Genomic DNA, 17000 nt, shown 5'->3' with positions numbered 1-17000 from the left:
AAGCTTGTGAAAGACAGAGAAATTACAGCCACCGGTATTCATGCCGGCTATAAGGACGGGGAAGATATCCTGTCCGGCGTTGAACTGGTGGCTCGCCCGGGTGAAATCACCACGCTTATTGGCCCTAATGGCTGCGGTAAGTCCACGTTGCTGAAGACCTTGTCCAAGATTCTTCGCCCGCGGCTGGGGCGCGTGCACATCGGCGAGCTAGACGTGCACGCCATGAGCCCGAAGGAAGCAGCTGCCCACGTGGCGCTTTTGCCGCAGCAGCCGACGGCGCCGGATGGGCTTCGGGTGGGCGAGCTTGTAGCGCGCGGCCGCTACCCGCACCTGGGCCGCGGGCGGGGACTGTCCGCGAAGGACCGCGACATCATCGCGCAGGCTTGCGTGGAGACAGGCATTACGGACTTCATCGACCGTGACATCGCGGCGCTCTCGGGTGGCCAACGCCAACGAGTGTGGCTCGCGCTGGCCTTGGCGCAGGACACACCAGTGCTGCTTCTCGACGAACCCACCACCTTCCTCGACCCAGCCCACGCCATGAGCGTTTTGCAGCTCGTGCGCAAACAAGCCGATGCAGGGAAAACGGTCGTCGTCGTGTTGCACGATCTCATGTTGGCCGGTCAGTACTCCGACACCATGGTGGTCATGAACAACGGTGAGGTCATCGCGCAGGGAACTCCCCGCCAGGCGTTGACAAAAGAAGTGCTGGCAGCCGCGTATGGCATTGACGTGGAAATCTGGGATGACCCGCGAGGTGACTCTCCGGTTATCGTGCCGCGTGGGGTGCTCGGTGACTAGACATGCTCATACACGAGGCCGAGTAGGAACTCCCAGCGGAGCGATTTGGAGTTGTGGCAGGTCGGGTTGTAAAGTACCTAGCGAAGTTTGAACGGCCCGCTGAGGCCGCGTCAAAGTTCACCGAAGACCGTCGGTCATCCGGATATCCGGATCGAAGGTTCCTCATCCTAGAGGGCGGCCCACGCAGGAGACACTTTGCGAATGAGCGCGGATTTCCGCGCGCGCCCTGTGCTCTTGCACGGGGCTTTTGTTATTTCGGTTGTCCATCGGGCAAGCGGAGTAGGGAAGGCCCCGGCGGAAAACACAAGAGATGTTTCGAAAGGAGGCGAAGTAGAAAATGGCAAACCCGAAGAACACCGCAGACCTGGCGGCACTGAAGGAGAAGCTCGATGGTGCTAACTCCATCGTGCTGACCGAGTACCGTGGCCTGACCGTGGGTCAGCTCCAGGAGCTGCGTAACAACCTCGGCTTTGACGTTGAGTACTCCGTCGCCAAGAACACCCTTTTCAAGATCGCTGCCAACGAAGCTGGCATCGAGGGTCTTGACGAGCACCTGACCGGCCCGACCGCTATTGCGTTCATCAAGGGCGAGGCAGTGGATGCTGCGAAGGTCATCACCAAGTTCGCTGATGACAACAAGGCACTCGTTATCAAGGGTGGCTACATGGACGGCAACGCTCTGTCTGCCGACCAGGTTGAGGCCATCGCCAAGCTGGACAACCGCGAGACCACCCTCGCAAAGCTGGCTGGCGCCATGAAGGGTTCTATGGCAAAGGCTGCCGCCGTATTCAACGCTCCTGCAACCAAGATGGTCCGCACCGCTGCGGCCCTGCAGGACAAGAAGGCTGCGGAAGCTTAAGACGCCACTTACAGGCGCACAACTTAAACACACACACTTATCTGGCTGCCTAGCGTGGCCAGGAACAATGAGAAAGGATGCCAATCATGGCTAAGCTCACCAAGGACGAGCTCATTGAAGCTTTCAAGGAAATGACCCTCATCGAGCTCTCCGAGTTCGTCAAGGAATTCGAGGAGGTCTTCGACGTTGAGGCCGCTGCTCCGGTTGCTGCTGTTGCTGCTGGTGCCCCGGCTGCCGGCGGTGCCGCTGAGGAAGAGAAGACCGAGTTCGACGTCGTTCTGACCGACGCCGGCGCTAAGAAGATCGGCGTTATTAAGGCTGTCCGCGAGATCGTCTCCGGCCTGGGCCTGAAGGAAGCTAAGGAGCTCGTTGAGGGTGCTCCGAAGGCTATCCTCGAGGGTGCTTCCAAGGACGACGCTGAGGCTGCTAAGGCTAAGCTCGAAGAGGCTGGCGCTTCCGTCGAGCTCAAGTAATTCACCTGAATTACTGAAGCTTTCCCGCGCAGCACACTCGCTGCGCGCCAACAACCCCGTTCCGCTTTTTGCGCGGTGCGGGGTTGTTCCCGTTTTGATGGGGATGGGCTGTAGAATGAGCCACCATGCTGCCCAAGTCCCGCATCTTCTCCGTCCTCCTGCTCGGCCTTGGCGTTGCGCTGATCGCAGCTGGCCTGACGGCGTCGAGCTTCTTGAGCTTTAGCCCGCGCCTGCCGCTGGATATCAAGGACACTACGTGGACGATGCAGGATGAGAACGCCACTGGGCAGGCACTGTCCGCAGAGGGTGTTACGCAGTACGAGGGGCCGATGACCTATCAGCTCAATATGGACATCCAGGAGCCGGCCAACAAGGACACCGCAACGCTGCGGGTGGGGGAGTCCGCCATCCGCGGTGGCACGGGCAACGTGGAGGACTTGAGCTTTGCGCGCGTGTGGAACTATCCCGTCGACCGCCTCAGCGGTGAGGCCACGGGCCCGGCAGCACTTTCCCACACCATGGGCTCGCCCACGGCGGAGGTGCCCGTCGAGGGCTATTGGCTGAAGCTGCCCGCTGATGCCGAGCAGACCACCTACCCGGTCTTTGACCCGGTCCTGCGCAAGGCTGCCGACGCCGTCTTCGAGGAATCCCTCGACATCGATGGTCGCACGGTCTACCGCTACCGCCAGGAGATTGAGCCCACCAATGTGGCTACCCTTTATGCTGGGAACACGACTACCACGCTGAGCAACGAAGATGGATCCACCGAGCAGGGCTACCTCTTCCACGCCGCAACACGGGACCTCTTTGTAGACCAAGCCACCGGACTCGTCGTGGGCATGGATGTCGATATCAAGGACTACTGGGCCGACCGCGAGGGCAACGAGCGTGAGGTACAGTTCGCCTTCAACGGTGCCACTGATGAGGAATCCCGGGCGGAGCTGCTCCAGCAGGCCGAGCGCTTCCCACGGAGTGCCGTGGGGCAGTGGCTGCGCTGGGGCGGCGTCGGAATCGGCGTGCTTCTGGTGCTGCTCGGAGCGCTGGGCGCTTTCCGTCGCCCCACGAGCCGTCACGCCCGCTAGCCGCTCGCGCTAGAAGCCCGCGCGTGCGGATCTCCGCAGCGACACGCCGACGGCACGTTTCGCCTTTACAAGGCTGCCATTATGCTATAGGCTATTTCGTTGCGCTGGAATCTGGATCTTTAGTGCACATTTAGCCTTTCGAGCGGTGATGGTAAAACCGACTTGACAAGGTGATTTTGTGCATTCTAAACCCAGTCATTCCACAGCAGACCGAATGCTAAATCTACCAGCGGTTTTGCACCTCACCGGCCAGGGTGGGGCCGCAATCCGCCAGAGGTACTGGAAGGACCCATCTTGGCAGTCTCCCGCCAGACCAAGTCAGTGGCCAATATCCCTGGAGCCCCGAAGCGATACTCCTTCGCTAAAATCAGCGAGCCTATCGCCGTCCCGGGCCTCCTCGATCTACAACTCGATTCTTACGCGTGGCTTATCGGCACCCCCGAGTGGCGCGAGCGCGAGCAGGCAGAGCGCGGCGAAGACGCACGCGTGACAAGCGGCCTTGAGGATATCCTCGAGGAGCTTTCTCCGATCCAGGATTACTCGGGCAACATGTCCCTTTCCCTGTCGGAGCCTCGCTTCGAGCCGGTGAAGAACACCGTGGACGAGTGCAAAGAGAAGGACATCAACTACTCGGCGCCACTGTACGTCACCGCAGAATTCATCAATAACGACACCCAGGAGATTAAGTCCCAGACCGTCTTCATCGGCGATTTCCCGATGATGACCGATAAGGGCACCTTCATCGTCAACGGCACCGAGCGCGTTATCGTTTCGCAGCTCGTGCGTTCCCCGGGTGTCTACTTCGACCAGACCATCGACAAGTCCACCGAGCGCCCGCTGCACTCCGTGAAGGTGATTCCTTCCCGCGGTGCATGGTTGGAGTTTGACGTCGACAAGCGCGACACCGTCGGTGTCCGTATCGACCGTAAGCGCCGCCAGCCGGTGACCGTGCTGCTCAAGGCCCTGGGGTGGAGCGAAGAGCAGATCAAGGAGCGCTTCGGCTTCTCCGAGCTCATGATGTCCACCCTTGAGTCCGATGGCGTGGCCAACACCGATGAGGCTCTGCTGGAGATCTACCGCAAGCAGCGCCCAGGCGAGCAGCCCACGCGCGACCTCGCACAGGCACTGCTGGATAACTCCTTCTTCCGCGCCAAGCGCTATGACCTGGCCAAGGTGGGCCGCTACAAGGTCAACCGCAAGCTCGGCCTGGGCGGAGATCACGATGGTCTGATGACCCTGACCGAGGAAGACATCGCCGTCACCCTCGAGTACCTCGTGCGCCTGCACGCCGGCGAGCGTGAGATGAAGGCCCCGAATGGTGAGATGATCTCCATCCACACCGACGACATCGACCACTTTGGTAACCGTCGTCTGCGCACCGTCGGCGAGCTCATCCAGAACCAGGTCCGCGTGGGCCTGTCCCGCATGGAGCGCGTCGTCCGTGAGCGCATGACCACCCAGGATGCAGAGTCGATTACCCCGACCTCCCTGATCAACGTCCGTCCGGTTTCTGCTGCCATCCGCGAATTCTTCGGTACCTCCCAGCTCTCGCAGTTCATGGACCAGAACAACTCGCTGTCCGGCCTGACCCACAAGCGCCGCCTGTCCGCGCTGGGCCCGGGCGGTCTGTCCCGTGAGCGCGCCGGCATTGAGGTGCGAGACGTTCACGCTTCGCACTACGGCCGCATGTGCCCGATTGAGACGCCGGAAGGCCCGAACATTGGCCTGATCGGTTCGCTGGCTTCCTACGCCCGCGTCAATGCTTTCGGCTTCATCGAGACCCCATACCGCAAGGTTGTGGATGGCAAGGTCACTGACCAGGTGGAGTACCTCACCGCCGATGAAGAGGATCGCTATGCCATCGCGCAGGCTGAGGTTGAGAAGGATGCCGACGGCACCCTGACCGGTGACCGCATCGAGGTCCGCCTCAAGGACGGCGATATCGGCGTGACCGACGCTTCCGGCGTTGACTACGTTGACGTTTCCCCGCGCCAGATGGTGTCTGTGGCAACCGCCATGATTCCGTTCCTCGAGCACGACGATGCTAACCGTGCCCTCATGGGCGCGAACATGCAGCGCCAGGCCGTCCCGCTGGTTCGCTCCGAGGCCCCGTACGTGGGCACCGGTATGGAGCAGCGTGCTGCCTACGATGCTGGTGACCTCATCATCACCCCGAAGGCGGGCGTGGTGGAGAACGTCACCGCGGACCTCATCACCATCATGGATGACGAGGGCCAGCGCGATACCTACATGCTGCGCAAGTTCGAGCGCACCAACCAGAACACCAACTACAACCAGACCCCGCTGGTCTCCCTGGGTGACCGTGTGGAGGCAGGCCAGGTGCTTGCCGACGGCCCCGGTACCCACAACGGTGAGATGTCCCTCGGCCGCAACCTGCTGGTTGCCTTCATGCCGTGGGAAGGCCACAACTACGAGGATGCCATCATCCTCAACCAGCGCATCGTGGAGGAAGACATCCTCACCTCGATCCACATCGAGGAGCACGAGATCGATGCTCGCGATACCAAGCTGGGCCCGGAGGAGATCACCCGCGAGATCCCGAACGTCTCCGATGACGTTCTGCGTGACCTCGACGAGCGCGGCATCGTCCGCATCGGCGCCGACGTCCGCGCGGGCGACATCCTGGTAGGTAAGGTCACCCCGAAGGGTGAAACCGAGCTGACCCCGGAGGAGCGCCTCCTGCGCGCCATCTTCGGTGAGAAGGCCCGCGAGGTTCGCGATACCTCTATGAAGGTGCCGCACGGTGAGACCGGTAAGGTCATCGGCGTTTCCCGCTTCTCCCGTGAAGATGACGACGATCTGGCCCCGGGCGTCAACGAAATGATCCGCGTCTACGTGGCTCAGAAGCGCAAGATCCAGGACGGCGATAAGCTCGCTGGCCGCCACGGCAACAAGGGCGTTGTGGGCAAGATCCTTCCGCCGGAGGATATGCCCTTCATGGAGGATGGCACCCCAGTGGACATCATCCTCAACACCCACGGTGTGCCGCGTCGTATGAACATCGGCCAGGTTCTTGAGGTTCACCTCGGCTGGCTGGCACACGCCGGTTGGAAGATCGACACTGAGGACCCGGCCAACGCCGAGCTACTCAAGACCCTTCCGGAAGAGCTGTACGACGTCCCGCCGGAGTCCCTCACCGCAACCCCGGTCTTCGACGGTGCCACCAACGAGGAGATCTCTCGCCTGCTGGCTTCCTCCAAGCCGAACCGCGATGGTGACGTCATGGTGGATGAGCACGGCAAGGCCCGCCTCTTCGATGGCCGCTCCGGCGAGCCCTACCTGTACCCGGTTTCCGTCGGTTACATGTACATGCTCAAGCTGCACCACCTCGTCGACGAGAAGATTCACGCCCGCTCCACCGGTCCGTACTCCATGATTACCCAGCAGCCGCTGGGTGGTAAGGCACAGTTCGGTGGCCAGCGCTTCGGCGAGATGGAGGTGTGGGCAATGCAGGCATACGGCGCTGCTTACACCCTGCAGGAGCTTCTGACCATCAAGTCCGATGACGTGGTCGGCCGCGTCAAGGTCTACGAGGCCATTGTCAAGGGTGACAACATCCCGGATCCGGGTATCCCGGAGTCCTTCAAGGTCCTCCTCAAGGAGCTGCAGTCCCTCTGCCTGAACGTGGAGGTTCTCTCCACCGACGGCACCCCGATGGAACTGTCCGGCTCCGACGATGATGACATGGACGGCGCCCCGTCCCTGGGCATTAACCTGTCCCGCGACGAGCGCTCCGACGCAGACATCGCCTAGCTTCTTGGTCCGCCGCTTATCAAGGCGGCGGGCATAACGAAACACCACCTACATTCAAAGCCATCAACTTCCCCCTGACGGGGGATGAAAGGGAGACATTACGTGTTTGACGTAAATCTCTTCGACGAGCTCCGCATCGGGCTGGCCACCGCAGAGGACATCCGTCGCTGGTCCAAGGGCGAGGTCAAGAAACCCGAAACCATTAACTACCGCACCCTCAAGCCGGAGAAGGACGGCCTCTTCTGTGAGCGCATCTTCGGCCCAACCCGTGACTGGGAGTGCGCCTGCGGTAAGTACAAGCGCGTGCGCTACAAGGGCATCATCTGTGAGCGCTGTGGCGTCGAGGTGACCAAGTCCAAGGTGCGCCGTGAGCGCATGGGCCACATCGAGCTGGCCGCTCCGGTTACCCACATCTGGTACTTCAAGGGCGTTCCTTCCCGCCTGGGCTACCTGCTGGACCTGGCTCCGAAGGATCTTGAGCGCATCATTTACTTCGCCGCCAACATCATCACCTCCGTGGACGAGGAAGCTCGCCACAATGACCAGTCCACTCTGGAAGCAGAAATGCTGCTGGAGAAGAAGGACGTGGAGGATGACGTCGAGGCAGAGATCGCCGAGCGCGCTGCCAAGCTCGAGCAGGACCTGGCCGAGCTGGAGGCCGCCGGCGCTAAGGCCGACGCCCGCCGCAAGGTCCAGAACGCTGCCGACAAGGAGATGCAGCACATCCGCGAGCGCGGTGAGCGCGAGGTTGCTCGCCTCGATGAAATCTGGAACACCTTCATCAAGCTGGCTCCAAAGCAGATGATCATCGATGAGACCATCTACGAAGAGCTGGTTGACCGCTACGAGGATTACTTCACCGGCGGCATGGGTGCTGAGGCTATCCAGACTCTCATCCGTAACTTCGACCTCGAGGCTGAGGCCGAGGAGCTCAAGGAGATCATCAACAACGGCAAGGGCCAGAAGAAGATGCGTGCCCTCAAGCGTTTGAAGGTTGTTGCAGCCTTCCTGCGCTCGGGCAACGACCCGGCCGGCATGGTCCTGGATGCTATCCCGGTGATCCCGCCGGAGCTGCGCCCGATGGTGCAGCTGGACGGTGGCCGCTTCGCCACCTCTGACCTCAACGACCTATACCGTCGCGTGATCAACCGCAACAACCGCCTCAAGCGCATGATCGACCTCGGTGCTCCCGAGATCATCGTGAACAACGAGAAGCGCATGCTGCAGGAGTCCGTTGACGCCCTCTTCGACAACGGCCGCCGCGGCCGTCCGGTCACCGGCCCGGGTAACCGCCCGCTGAAGTCCCTGTCTGACCTGCTCAAGGGCAAGCAGGGCCGCTTCCGCCAGAACCTCCTGGGTAAGCGTGTGGACTACTCCGGCCGTTCCGTGATTATCGTTGGTCCGCAGCTCAAGCTGCACGAGTGTGGTCTGCCGAAGCTCATGGCTCTGGAGCTGTTCAAGCCCTTCGTCATGAAGCGCCTGGTGGAAAATGACTACGCGCAGAACATCAAGTCCGCCAAGCGCATGGTGGAGCGCCAGCGCCCTGAGGTGTGGGACGTCCTCGAAGAGGCCATTTCCGAGCACCCGGTGATGCTGAACCGTGCACCTACCCTGCACCGCCTGGGTATCCAGGCCTTCGAGCCGAAGCTGGTCGAAGGTAAGGCCATCCAGCTGCACCCGCTGGCTTGTGAAGCTTTCAACGCCGACTTCGACGGTGACCAGATGGCAGTCCACCTGCCGCTGTCCGCTGAGGCACAGGCTGAGGCACGCGTGCTGATGCTGGCCTCCAATAACATTCTGTCCCCGGCCTCCGGTAAGCCGCTGGCTATGCCGCGCCTGGATATGGTTACCGGCCTGTACTACCTCACCATGGACAAGGCTGAGGACGAGATCGGTGGCGAGGGCCGTTACCAGCCCGCCACCGAGGACCGTCCGGAGCAGGGCGTGTACTCCTCCTACGCGGAGGCCATCATGGCCCGTGACCGCGGTGTCCTGGGCCTGCAGGCCCCGATCAAGGTGCGCATCTCCCACCTGCGTCCGCCATCAGACATCGAGGCAGAGCAGTTCCCGGATGGTTGGCAGAAGGGCCAGGCCTGGCTCGCTGAGACCACCCTGGGCCGCATCATGTTCAACGACTTGCTGCCGTGGAACTATCCGTACCTCGAGGGCGTCATGGTCCGTAAGGGTGGCTCCGCCAACAAGATGCTGCTCGGTGATGTCATTAATGACCTCGCTGCGAAGTACCCGATGATCACCGTTGCCCAGGTTCTGGACAAGATGAAGGACGCGGGCTTCTACTGGGCCACCCGTTCCGGCGTGACCATCACCATGCACGACGTTCTGGTTCTGCCGAACAAGACCGAGGTTCTCGAGTCTTATGAGAAGGAAGCAGAGCGCATCGAGCGCAAGTACTGGGAGCAGGGTGCTCTGACCGAGCGCGAGCGCTACGACCGCCTGGTGGAGCTGTGGAAGGACGCCACGGACACCGTGGGTAACGCCGTCGAGGACATGTACCCCGACGACAACCCGATTCCGATGATCGTGAAGTCCGGTGCTGCCGGTAACATGCGTCAGATCTGGACCCTGGCCGGTATGAAGGGCATGGTTGTGAACTCCAAGGGTGACTACATCACCCGTCCGATTAAGACCTCCTTCCGCGAGGGCCTGTCGGTTCTGGAGTACTTCAACAACTCGCACGGTTCCCGTAAGGGTCTGGCGGATACCGCTCTGCGTACCGCTGACTCTGGCTACCTCACCCGTCGTCTGGTGGACGTGGCACAGGACGTCATTGTCCGCGAGGAGGACTGTGGCACCCGTCAGGGCGTGCGCGTCCCGCTCGGCGTCGAGGTTGCGCCTGGCTCCTACGACCTGCACGAGCTGTGGGAGACCTCCGCATCCGGCCGCGTCGTGGCTAACGATGTCAAGGATGAAAACGGTGAAGTCATCGCTGAGGCAGGCACCGACCTGACTGAGGAGCTCAGCCGCACGATCGTCAACGCTGGTGTTCTGGAGATCAAGGTCCGCTCCGTGCTGACCTGCCAGACCCCGGCCGGTGTTTGTGCCAAGTGCTACGGCAAGTCCATGGCCTCCGGCCAGCTGGTCGACATCGGTGAGGCAGTCGGCATCGTGGCCGCACAGTCCATTGGTGAGCCGGGTACCCAGCTGACCATGCGTACCTTCCACCAGGGTGGTGTCGGTGGCGATATTACCGGCGGTTTGCCGCGTGTTCAGGAGCTCTTCGAGGCCCGTAACCCGAAGAACCGTGCTCCTATCGCTTCCGTCGACGGCACCGTGTCCCTGTCGGATGAGGGCAACTTCTGGACCCTGACCATCACCCCGGATGATGGCTCGGACAACGTCGTTTACGAGAAGCTGTCGAAGCGCCAGGGCCTGGCTCAGGTCCGCCGCCCGATGGAGTCCAACCCGGAGGCCATGATCGAGCGCTCCCTGCGCGACGGTGACCACGTCGGCACCGGTGACCGCCTCATGCGTGGTGCGGCTGACCCGCACGACGTGCTTGAGGTCCTCGGCCGCCGCGGCGTGGAGAAGCACCTCATTGATGAGGTCCAGGCCGTTTACCGTGCACAGGGTGTGGCCATCCACGACAAGCACATCGAGATCATCATCCGTCAGATGCTGCGTCGCGGTACCGTCATTGACGCTGGTACTACCGACTTGCTGCCGGGTAACCTCATTGACCTCTCTGAGGCCAAGCAGGTTAACGCGGCTCAGGTCGCTGAGGGTGGCCAGCCGGCACAGCTGCGCAGTGAGATCATGGGTATCACCAAGGCCTCCCTGGCTACGGAGTCCTGGCTGTCTGCGGCCTCCTTCCAGGAGACCACGCGTGTGCTTACCGACGCCGCTATCAACAAGCGCTCGGATCAGCTCATTGGTCTGAAGGAGAACGTCATCATCGGTAAGCTGATCCCGGCCGGTACCGGTATTTCCCGTTACCGCAACATCAGCGTCAAGCCGACTGAGGCTGCACGCAACGCTGCGTACTCCATCCCTACCTATGGTGATTCCATCTACGGCGACGATGGCTTCGGTGAGTTCACCGGCGCTTCCGTGCCGCTGGAGGAGGACTACACCTTCTAGTCTTCGCAGTCTGAGCTAAGGCCAGTCAGTGCAGTAGGCACTGGCTGGCCTTTTGCTTTGCGCTTCAGTCTAAGCAAGCGACTAGCTAGGATTAGCTTGGCATTTATATAGTGGCCAGATAGAATGCAGGAAGTTGCTAATAAAAAATAAGCATCCATGGCATTTGCATTGGGTTCTGTTTAAGGCTCTGGCTTGCCATCCACTGCTCCTCTCAAGTGAATGGATCCCCACATTGTTCATCAAGAAAAACTTAAAAACACTAAGTCTGTCATTGACAGCGGCTCTCTCGGCAACTTCGATCATCAGTGCTCCCGCCCAAGCCCAAGAGGAATCTCTAAGGACCCCGGCGGCAGAGGTAACGGCTTCGGAACTGCATATAGAACCAGATGGTGCAGACCGCTTTATCATCGGATACGACGAAGCGCAGCCAGATGCCGGGATTGCGTCGGCAACCGCGCAGAAGAGAGCTTCGGTTTTCGGTTCCGCTGCTGAACGCTTGGGAACGTCGGGACGAGAGCAACGTCAAATGCACGATGGTTCATCAGTGGTCCAGCTGCAGCGAAAGCTTAATGCAGAAGAAGCGGCTGAGTTCATTAACTCAGTCCAAGAGCGGCCTGGTGTGGCTTTTGTGGAGATTGACGCTTGGAATGAACCATTCGCTATTGAACCAAGTGATCCAAAGTACCCGGATATGTGGCACTACAAGGACAATGAGCAATGGGGCGCAAACGTTAAGGAGGCCTGGAATTTAGGCTATACCGGAAATGGCGTCAATGTCGCAGTCATCGACTCAGGCATCACCGATCACCCTGACTTGAAGCGCAATATTATTCCTGATTCAGGCTATGACTTTGTTAGTCGGCCGGAATACTCTCGTGATGGTGATGGTCGTGATGCAAATCCGGCCGATGACGGCGATTGGACTGCAGCCGGAGAGTGCAATTCTCGGAATGCGGGATACGACTCTCGTTGGCATGGAACCCACGTTGCAGGAATTATTGGTGCAGAGTGGAATGATGATGGTGTAGCAGGCACCGCAAAAGATGCAAGGATTATCCCGATCCGCACGATGGCCAAATGCGGTGGTCTAACTTCTGATATCGCAGACGGTCTTGCTTGGGCGGCGGGTGTCGAAATCTCCGGAGTGCCTACTAATGCCCACCCCGCAGACATTTTGAACTTATCGCTGGGTAACAACCAGCCTTGCGGAAACGTTTATCAAACAGCAATCGATCGCGCCAACGCGAAAGGCGCCCGCATCTTTGTATCTGCGGGCAATTCCAACCAGGATACTTTCCTCTTTGAGCCCGCGTCTTGCGAGGGTGTGATTACAGTAGCCTCGACAGGACCCGAGGGCAAAAAGGCTAGCTACACCAACCACGGTGACGAAGTAGATATTGCTGCTCCTGGTGGCGATCAAAACTACATCGACTATTCCGATTTCAAGGCCAAAAAAGATGAGGCCCGTGGCATCTGGTCTACATTGAATTCTGGTAAGACCACCCCGGAGGAACCAACGATTGCTTCATATGATGGCACTTCAATGGCTACTCCCTTGGTTGCAGGAGTTGCTGCGATGATGTTGGAGGCGAACCCAGAACTAACTACAGACGAAATTCGTCAGGTTCTCCAAGACACTGCAAAAGATTTCAATGGCGAACCACCAGTCTATTTGGGTGAAGGAATAATCGATGCCGCAGCAGCCATTAGAAAGGTAATGCCCGCGGATGCTGGTACGCCGACGCAGGAGCCGAGTGCGCCGGCTACGGTTACTGAATCTGAGGTCGTGACAGAAACTGTTACCCAAACCCATACAGAAGTTGAAACGACAACAAGTGAAGTAGTCGTAACTGAGACCATCCCAGGTGAGAAGGTCACTGTCACACAGACTTCAGTAGCGGAACCGAGCGCTACAACGAAAACAGTTACATCTACTGTGCCTGCGTCTCCCACAACAAAAATAGAAAAGGTGACGGTTACTGAAACGCCTACGCCAGTTACCGTGGTTGAGGAACCTGTGACTGAAACTAGCACTGAAGTCATCAAGGATAGCGGCGTCACGGAAACTTCGACAGTTACTTCAACCAAGTACACAACGTTGCCGCCTGAAGTAGTCGTTGAAACTGAATCAGAATCGGCTAAGACTCCGATAACGATCACGACCACTCCGGACGCTGAAACCCCAGCCCCAATAACTGTTACAGCTGAACCATCAACGGTCACGTTAGTACCTGTAACGGAGACGCTCCCACAAGCGCCTATAACACGGACTTCAACAGTGACGCAGACGGCAGATCAGCCGACCCGCGAAGTTCCGACCGTGACAGAAACTTCAGATGTCACCGTAACGAGTACTGTTACCGAAGTAGACGTGGTTGATGCTGAACAGAATCCAGTCGAAGCTGTAACGACTACCGTTACAATGCGCCCGATTCCCTCCGATAGCTCCAGTGTTGGTTCGTCGGAGGAAGAAAGTCGAGACTTGCTTGAAGGCTCGAGCAATTCATCTCGTTCAGGAGTGTTTGCCATCCTGCTGGGTCTTCTTCTTACTTTCCTGCCTATTTTTCCCACAGTCTTAGCGCTTCCGGAATTCAAGGCTATTCGAGAGCTTGTTCCCCTAAGCAGTCTTTCTTCCAAGCTTTAATCCTTGAAAGGATCTTGTCGTGTTTAAAAAAATCGGCAGCTACTACAGGCCGACCATCGCAACAGTGTCTACCCTGGCTATTTGTCTTAGCTCTGTACTAGTTCCAGCAAACGCCGTGGAATCACATGGGGAGGAAGCGTTTGAGAATATTCAAAATAAGGTCGACTATCAGGTCGATCCGAACTCCCCAATCGGAAATCATCGTTTCGTGGTGCATTTGAGGGAAGACGAAATGCAGCACACAAGCGCAGTAGAGCGTGCTTCGGCGTTTTCCAAGGCAGCTGCACGAGTGGATGAAGGACTCAAAGCGGAAGAACCTGGTTTAGGCTTCGGAAACATTGTCCTCGTTACAACTGACAGGGATTTGAGCATTGAAGAATCTCAAAAATTCATGGAGGAGCTTGCCTCGGATGCGCGGGTGGAGCGTGTAGAAGCGGATCGTTGGATGGAGCCGATGTCGGCTCCAAACGACGAGAAATACCCACAACAGTGGTCACTGCATGATGTGGAGTATGAACCCATCGAAGGAACATGGAGCTCAGACTTTGATAAAGCCTGGGAACTCGGATATGACGGCTCGGGGCAGACTATCGCGATTGTTGACACCGGTATAGTCCCACACCCTGATCTGGACCAGAAGGTATTGCCTGGTTGGGATATGATCTCTGACCCACGGCTCGCGCGAGACGGCGATGGGCGTGACTCGGACCCAACGGACGAAGGAATGTGGCGCTCGGGTAGCGAAGGCTGTGGTGGTCAGGTTGAATCGTCTTGGCATGGTACTCACGTTGCTGGTGTTGCAGCAGCGGAAACCAATAATTCAGAAGGAATAGCAGGCGCTGCTCCTGGTGCGAAATTGCTCCCCTTGAGAGTTATGGGCGCTTGTGGCGGTACCGCTATGGACTTTGCAGCTGCGATCGTTTGGGCCGCGGGAGGCCAAGTAGATGGGGTCCCTAAGAATGAGAATCCGGCGGGAATTATCAATATGTCACTGGGAACTCAATCGCGGTGTAATGCAACATTTTCGGATGCAGTAGCAGAGGCGAGGAAGCAGGGCGCTATCTTGGTTGCGGCTGCCGGAAACTCTGATAGAGGCGCTGATTGGACTGCGCCTGGTAACTGTGAGGACCTGATTACCGTAGGAGCTACTGGCCCTTCGGGTAAGCGCGCCAGTTATTCCAACTTTGGACCTGGGGTTGATTTGGCGGCGCCGGGTGGTGATGGATGGGCCGTTGACTGGCTCGATGAGCGAGGATGGTCGATCAATCCCATTGACGAGTGGGAGATTATTTCTACGGTTGATAAAGGGCCCCAAGGCTCAGAAGGTCCGGGCTATGCAATTCAGAAAGGAACGTCTCAAGCAACACCGCTTGTTGCCGGAGCGGCAGCTCTAGCGCGCCAGGCTAACCCTGATATTTCTCAGGAAGAAGTTCTCGCCGCCCTAAAGAAGTCGGCGACACCTTTCTCTGAGGAAGACCCGAGTAAACCTATCGGTGCCGGCATTCTTAATGCCGCGAATTTCCTTAAGGAGATTACTGGTAAGACTCCTTCCCCGACTGAAGCAGTTCCTACAACTACGGAGGAAAGTAGCGAGCCCGCACCAGATCCTTCAACTAGTGCTACGCCCGTGACCGTAACTACGACCTCAACCGCAGAAGTCACGGAGACGATCACGGAAATGGAGACTTCCACGGTCTCTGCTACCAAAACCACGCTCAGTTCTGAGGAACCGGTTACGGTTACCGAATCCACTACCTTAACTCCTGAGCCGTCTACGGTGACTTCTACCACTACGGTAGAGGGGCCAGTGCCTACTTCCACTCAAACTGAGACTGTCACTACTACTTTGCCCGGCTCTACAGTTGTCGAGCTCCCGACCACTGTGACTGTTGTGGAAACCAATGTGAAGAAGGGCACGACAACCACAGAGACCGCTACCGTTGAGACAACTTCTACGATCGTACCGGAGCCAAAGGTTTCTACCGAGACTAAGCCAGCCGATGAACCAAGTACTGTCACAATGACAGCCCCGGCGGATACTGCGCCACAAATTACGACCACGGTGACTCCGCCAGTAGTGACCCTGCAGCCTGTGACTACGGTGAAGGCAAAGCCGTCAATTACAACCGAGGTCGTTACCGAAACTGTGGATCCTGTCCGAGACAGCTCGGTTGTTACTACAACAGAGGTAGCTACGCATACGACAACTACTACCCAAACGTCGACTTCGGTTGTGAACTCTGAGGATGAGGGAGTACCAGTCGTTACCGAGACAGTGACTCTAGCACCGAAGGAGAAAGACGAACTCGGAGAGCTAGAGATTCGGTGGGGCGGATTCAACAACAACCTTTCCTCGGTTAATAGCAAGCTGCTTTTTGGCGGTCTCGCTGCAGTTCTTTTGGTGGTATTCTCACTGCCTGTATTCGCAGGGCTCACTAAGTTCTTCGAAGGTATGAATCTGCAGGGGAACACAAAGAACACCATGCTTGGACGGCTTTTTCCATGGTGGTTTAATGAACAAGAAGGTGACTAAACCCAATTGATGCTGGGGTAGGAGTTGCCCTTCTAGATAGGGCAGCGATGCTGCGGCGTATTTATGGCTTTCGGGAATCGAATAGCCATGAATACGCCGCTTTGTGCTTTCCTAGTTGATGCCTAAACGGTAAGGCATAAAGGTCTCAGTACCCCTCACCGCTGTTGACTTAAGGAATCGGCCCTTTTCCGCGGGGATGCCTCTCGCATAGCTTCGATGAGCGCATAGTAAGAATTGCTGGTGCCATGGCATTTGCAAATTAAATAGGACCACGGGCCACAAGCGTTCTCACAATGAACTGATACTTGATGAGGTCCAGGCGAAGCCGTGATGGTCCTCCGCCCAAATGCGCTGGAAGGAGTAACCGATCAGCACCAAGTAGGGCCTCGACTATTGACCTGTTCTGGTTTTGGCGACCCCTCCACGTACACATCTCTAGGAGTTTCTCGTGAACAATAGCTATATCTGCGCCCTGCCGGGTAGATAGAACTACTCTGCTGCGTCATCTGAATCTTTATTCCGTTCAGGTCGATAGGAGCGTCTTCCAAATAGCCTATCCAAAAGTTCAGATGAGACTTTCAATGCTCTTTGCACGGTGGAACTCATTGATGTGCGAGGGCTAAGAGGAAAGTGGAGGAGAGGGCTGCCCAAAACGCACATGATGTAGCAGAAGCTCAGCGCCAGGGGGCCGAGAGGCACGTTAAGACCTTTTGTTCGTATGGTGAAGGAACAACGT

8 protein-coding genes are annotated in these 17000 nt (G+C 58.2%); all 8 read left to right on the top strand.

What is annotated here, in order from left to right:
- Window positions 1-6 precede the first annotated feature (6 nt).
- The 8 genes from ABZS45_RS08730 to ABZS45_RS08695 all read left to right on the top strand — a co-directional run bounded on the left by ABZS45_RS08730 (window position 7) and on the right by ABZS45_RS08695 (window position 16264).
- Window positions 7-801: an ABC transporter ATP-binding protein gene (locus tag ABZS45_RS08730; protein WP_412099490.1), complete on the top strand. Its 795-nt coding sequence runs from the start codon at window positions 7-9 to the stop codon at window positions 799-801.
- Between the two features lie 337 nt (window positions 802-1138).
- The gene (rplJ, locus tag ABZS45_RS08725; RefSeq protein ID WP_408930044.1) at window positions 1139-1660 is read left to right on the top strand and encodes a 50S ribosomal protein L10; all 522 of its coding nucleotides are present in this window, start codon (window positions 1139-1141) and stop codon (window positions 1658-1660) included.
- Window positions 1661-1746: 86 nt separating this feature from the next.
- Complete coding sequence (gene rplL / locus ABZS45_RS08720; protein ID WP_010189710.1) at window positions 1747-2133, top strand: 50S ribosomal protein L7/L12; 387 nt, start codon at window positions 1747-1749, stop codon at window positions 2131-2133.
- 125 nt (window positions 2134-2258) lie between these two features.
- Window positions 2259-3215, top strand: a complete 957-nt coding sequence (locus ABZS45_RS08715) for a DUF3068 domain-containing protein (RefSeq protein ID WP_412099489.1) — start codon at window positions 2259-2261, stop codon at window positions 3213-3215.
- Window positions 3216-3509: 294 nt separating this feature from the next.
- Window positions 3510-6989, top strand: coding sequence for a DNA-directed RNA polymerase subunit beta (locus tag ABZS45_RS08710; RefSeq protein ID WP_412099488.1), 3480 nt, complete (start codon window positions 3510-3512; stop codon window positions 6987-6989).
- 102 nt (window positions 6990-7091) lie between these two features.
- Window positions 7092-11087: a DNA-directed RNA polymerase subunit beta' gene (locus tag ABZS45_RS08705; protein WP_412099487.1), complete on the top strand. Its 3996-nt coding sequence runs from the start codon at window positions 7092-7094 to the stop codon at window positions 11085-11087.
- A 232-nt stretch (window positions 11088-11319) separates the two neighbouring features.
- Window positions 11320-13731: a S8 family peptidase gene (locus tag ABZS45_RS08700; protein ID WP_412099486.1), complete on the top strand. Its 2412-nt coding sequence runs from the start codon at window positions 11320-11322 to the stop codon at window positions 13729-13731.
- A 19-nt stretch (window positions 13732-13750) separates the two neighbouring features.
- Entirely contained in the window at window positions 13751-16264 is a 2514-nt protein-coding gene (locus ABZS45_RS08695) for a S8 family peptidase (protein ID WP_412099485.1), read from the top strand.
- The last annotated feature ends 736 nt before the right edge of the window (window positions 16265-17000 follow it).

The organism is Corynebacterium aurimucosum (assembly GCF_046895345.1).
GTDB lineage: Bacteria > Actinomycetota > Actinomycetes > Mycobacteriales > Mycobacteriaceae > Corynebacterium > Corynebacterium aurimucosum_G.
The sequence above is the reverse complement of the archived record's forward strand: the minus strand, read 5'-3'. Positions and strand labels throughout refer to the sequence as shown.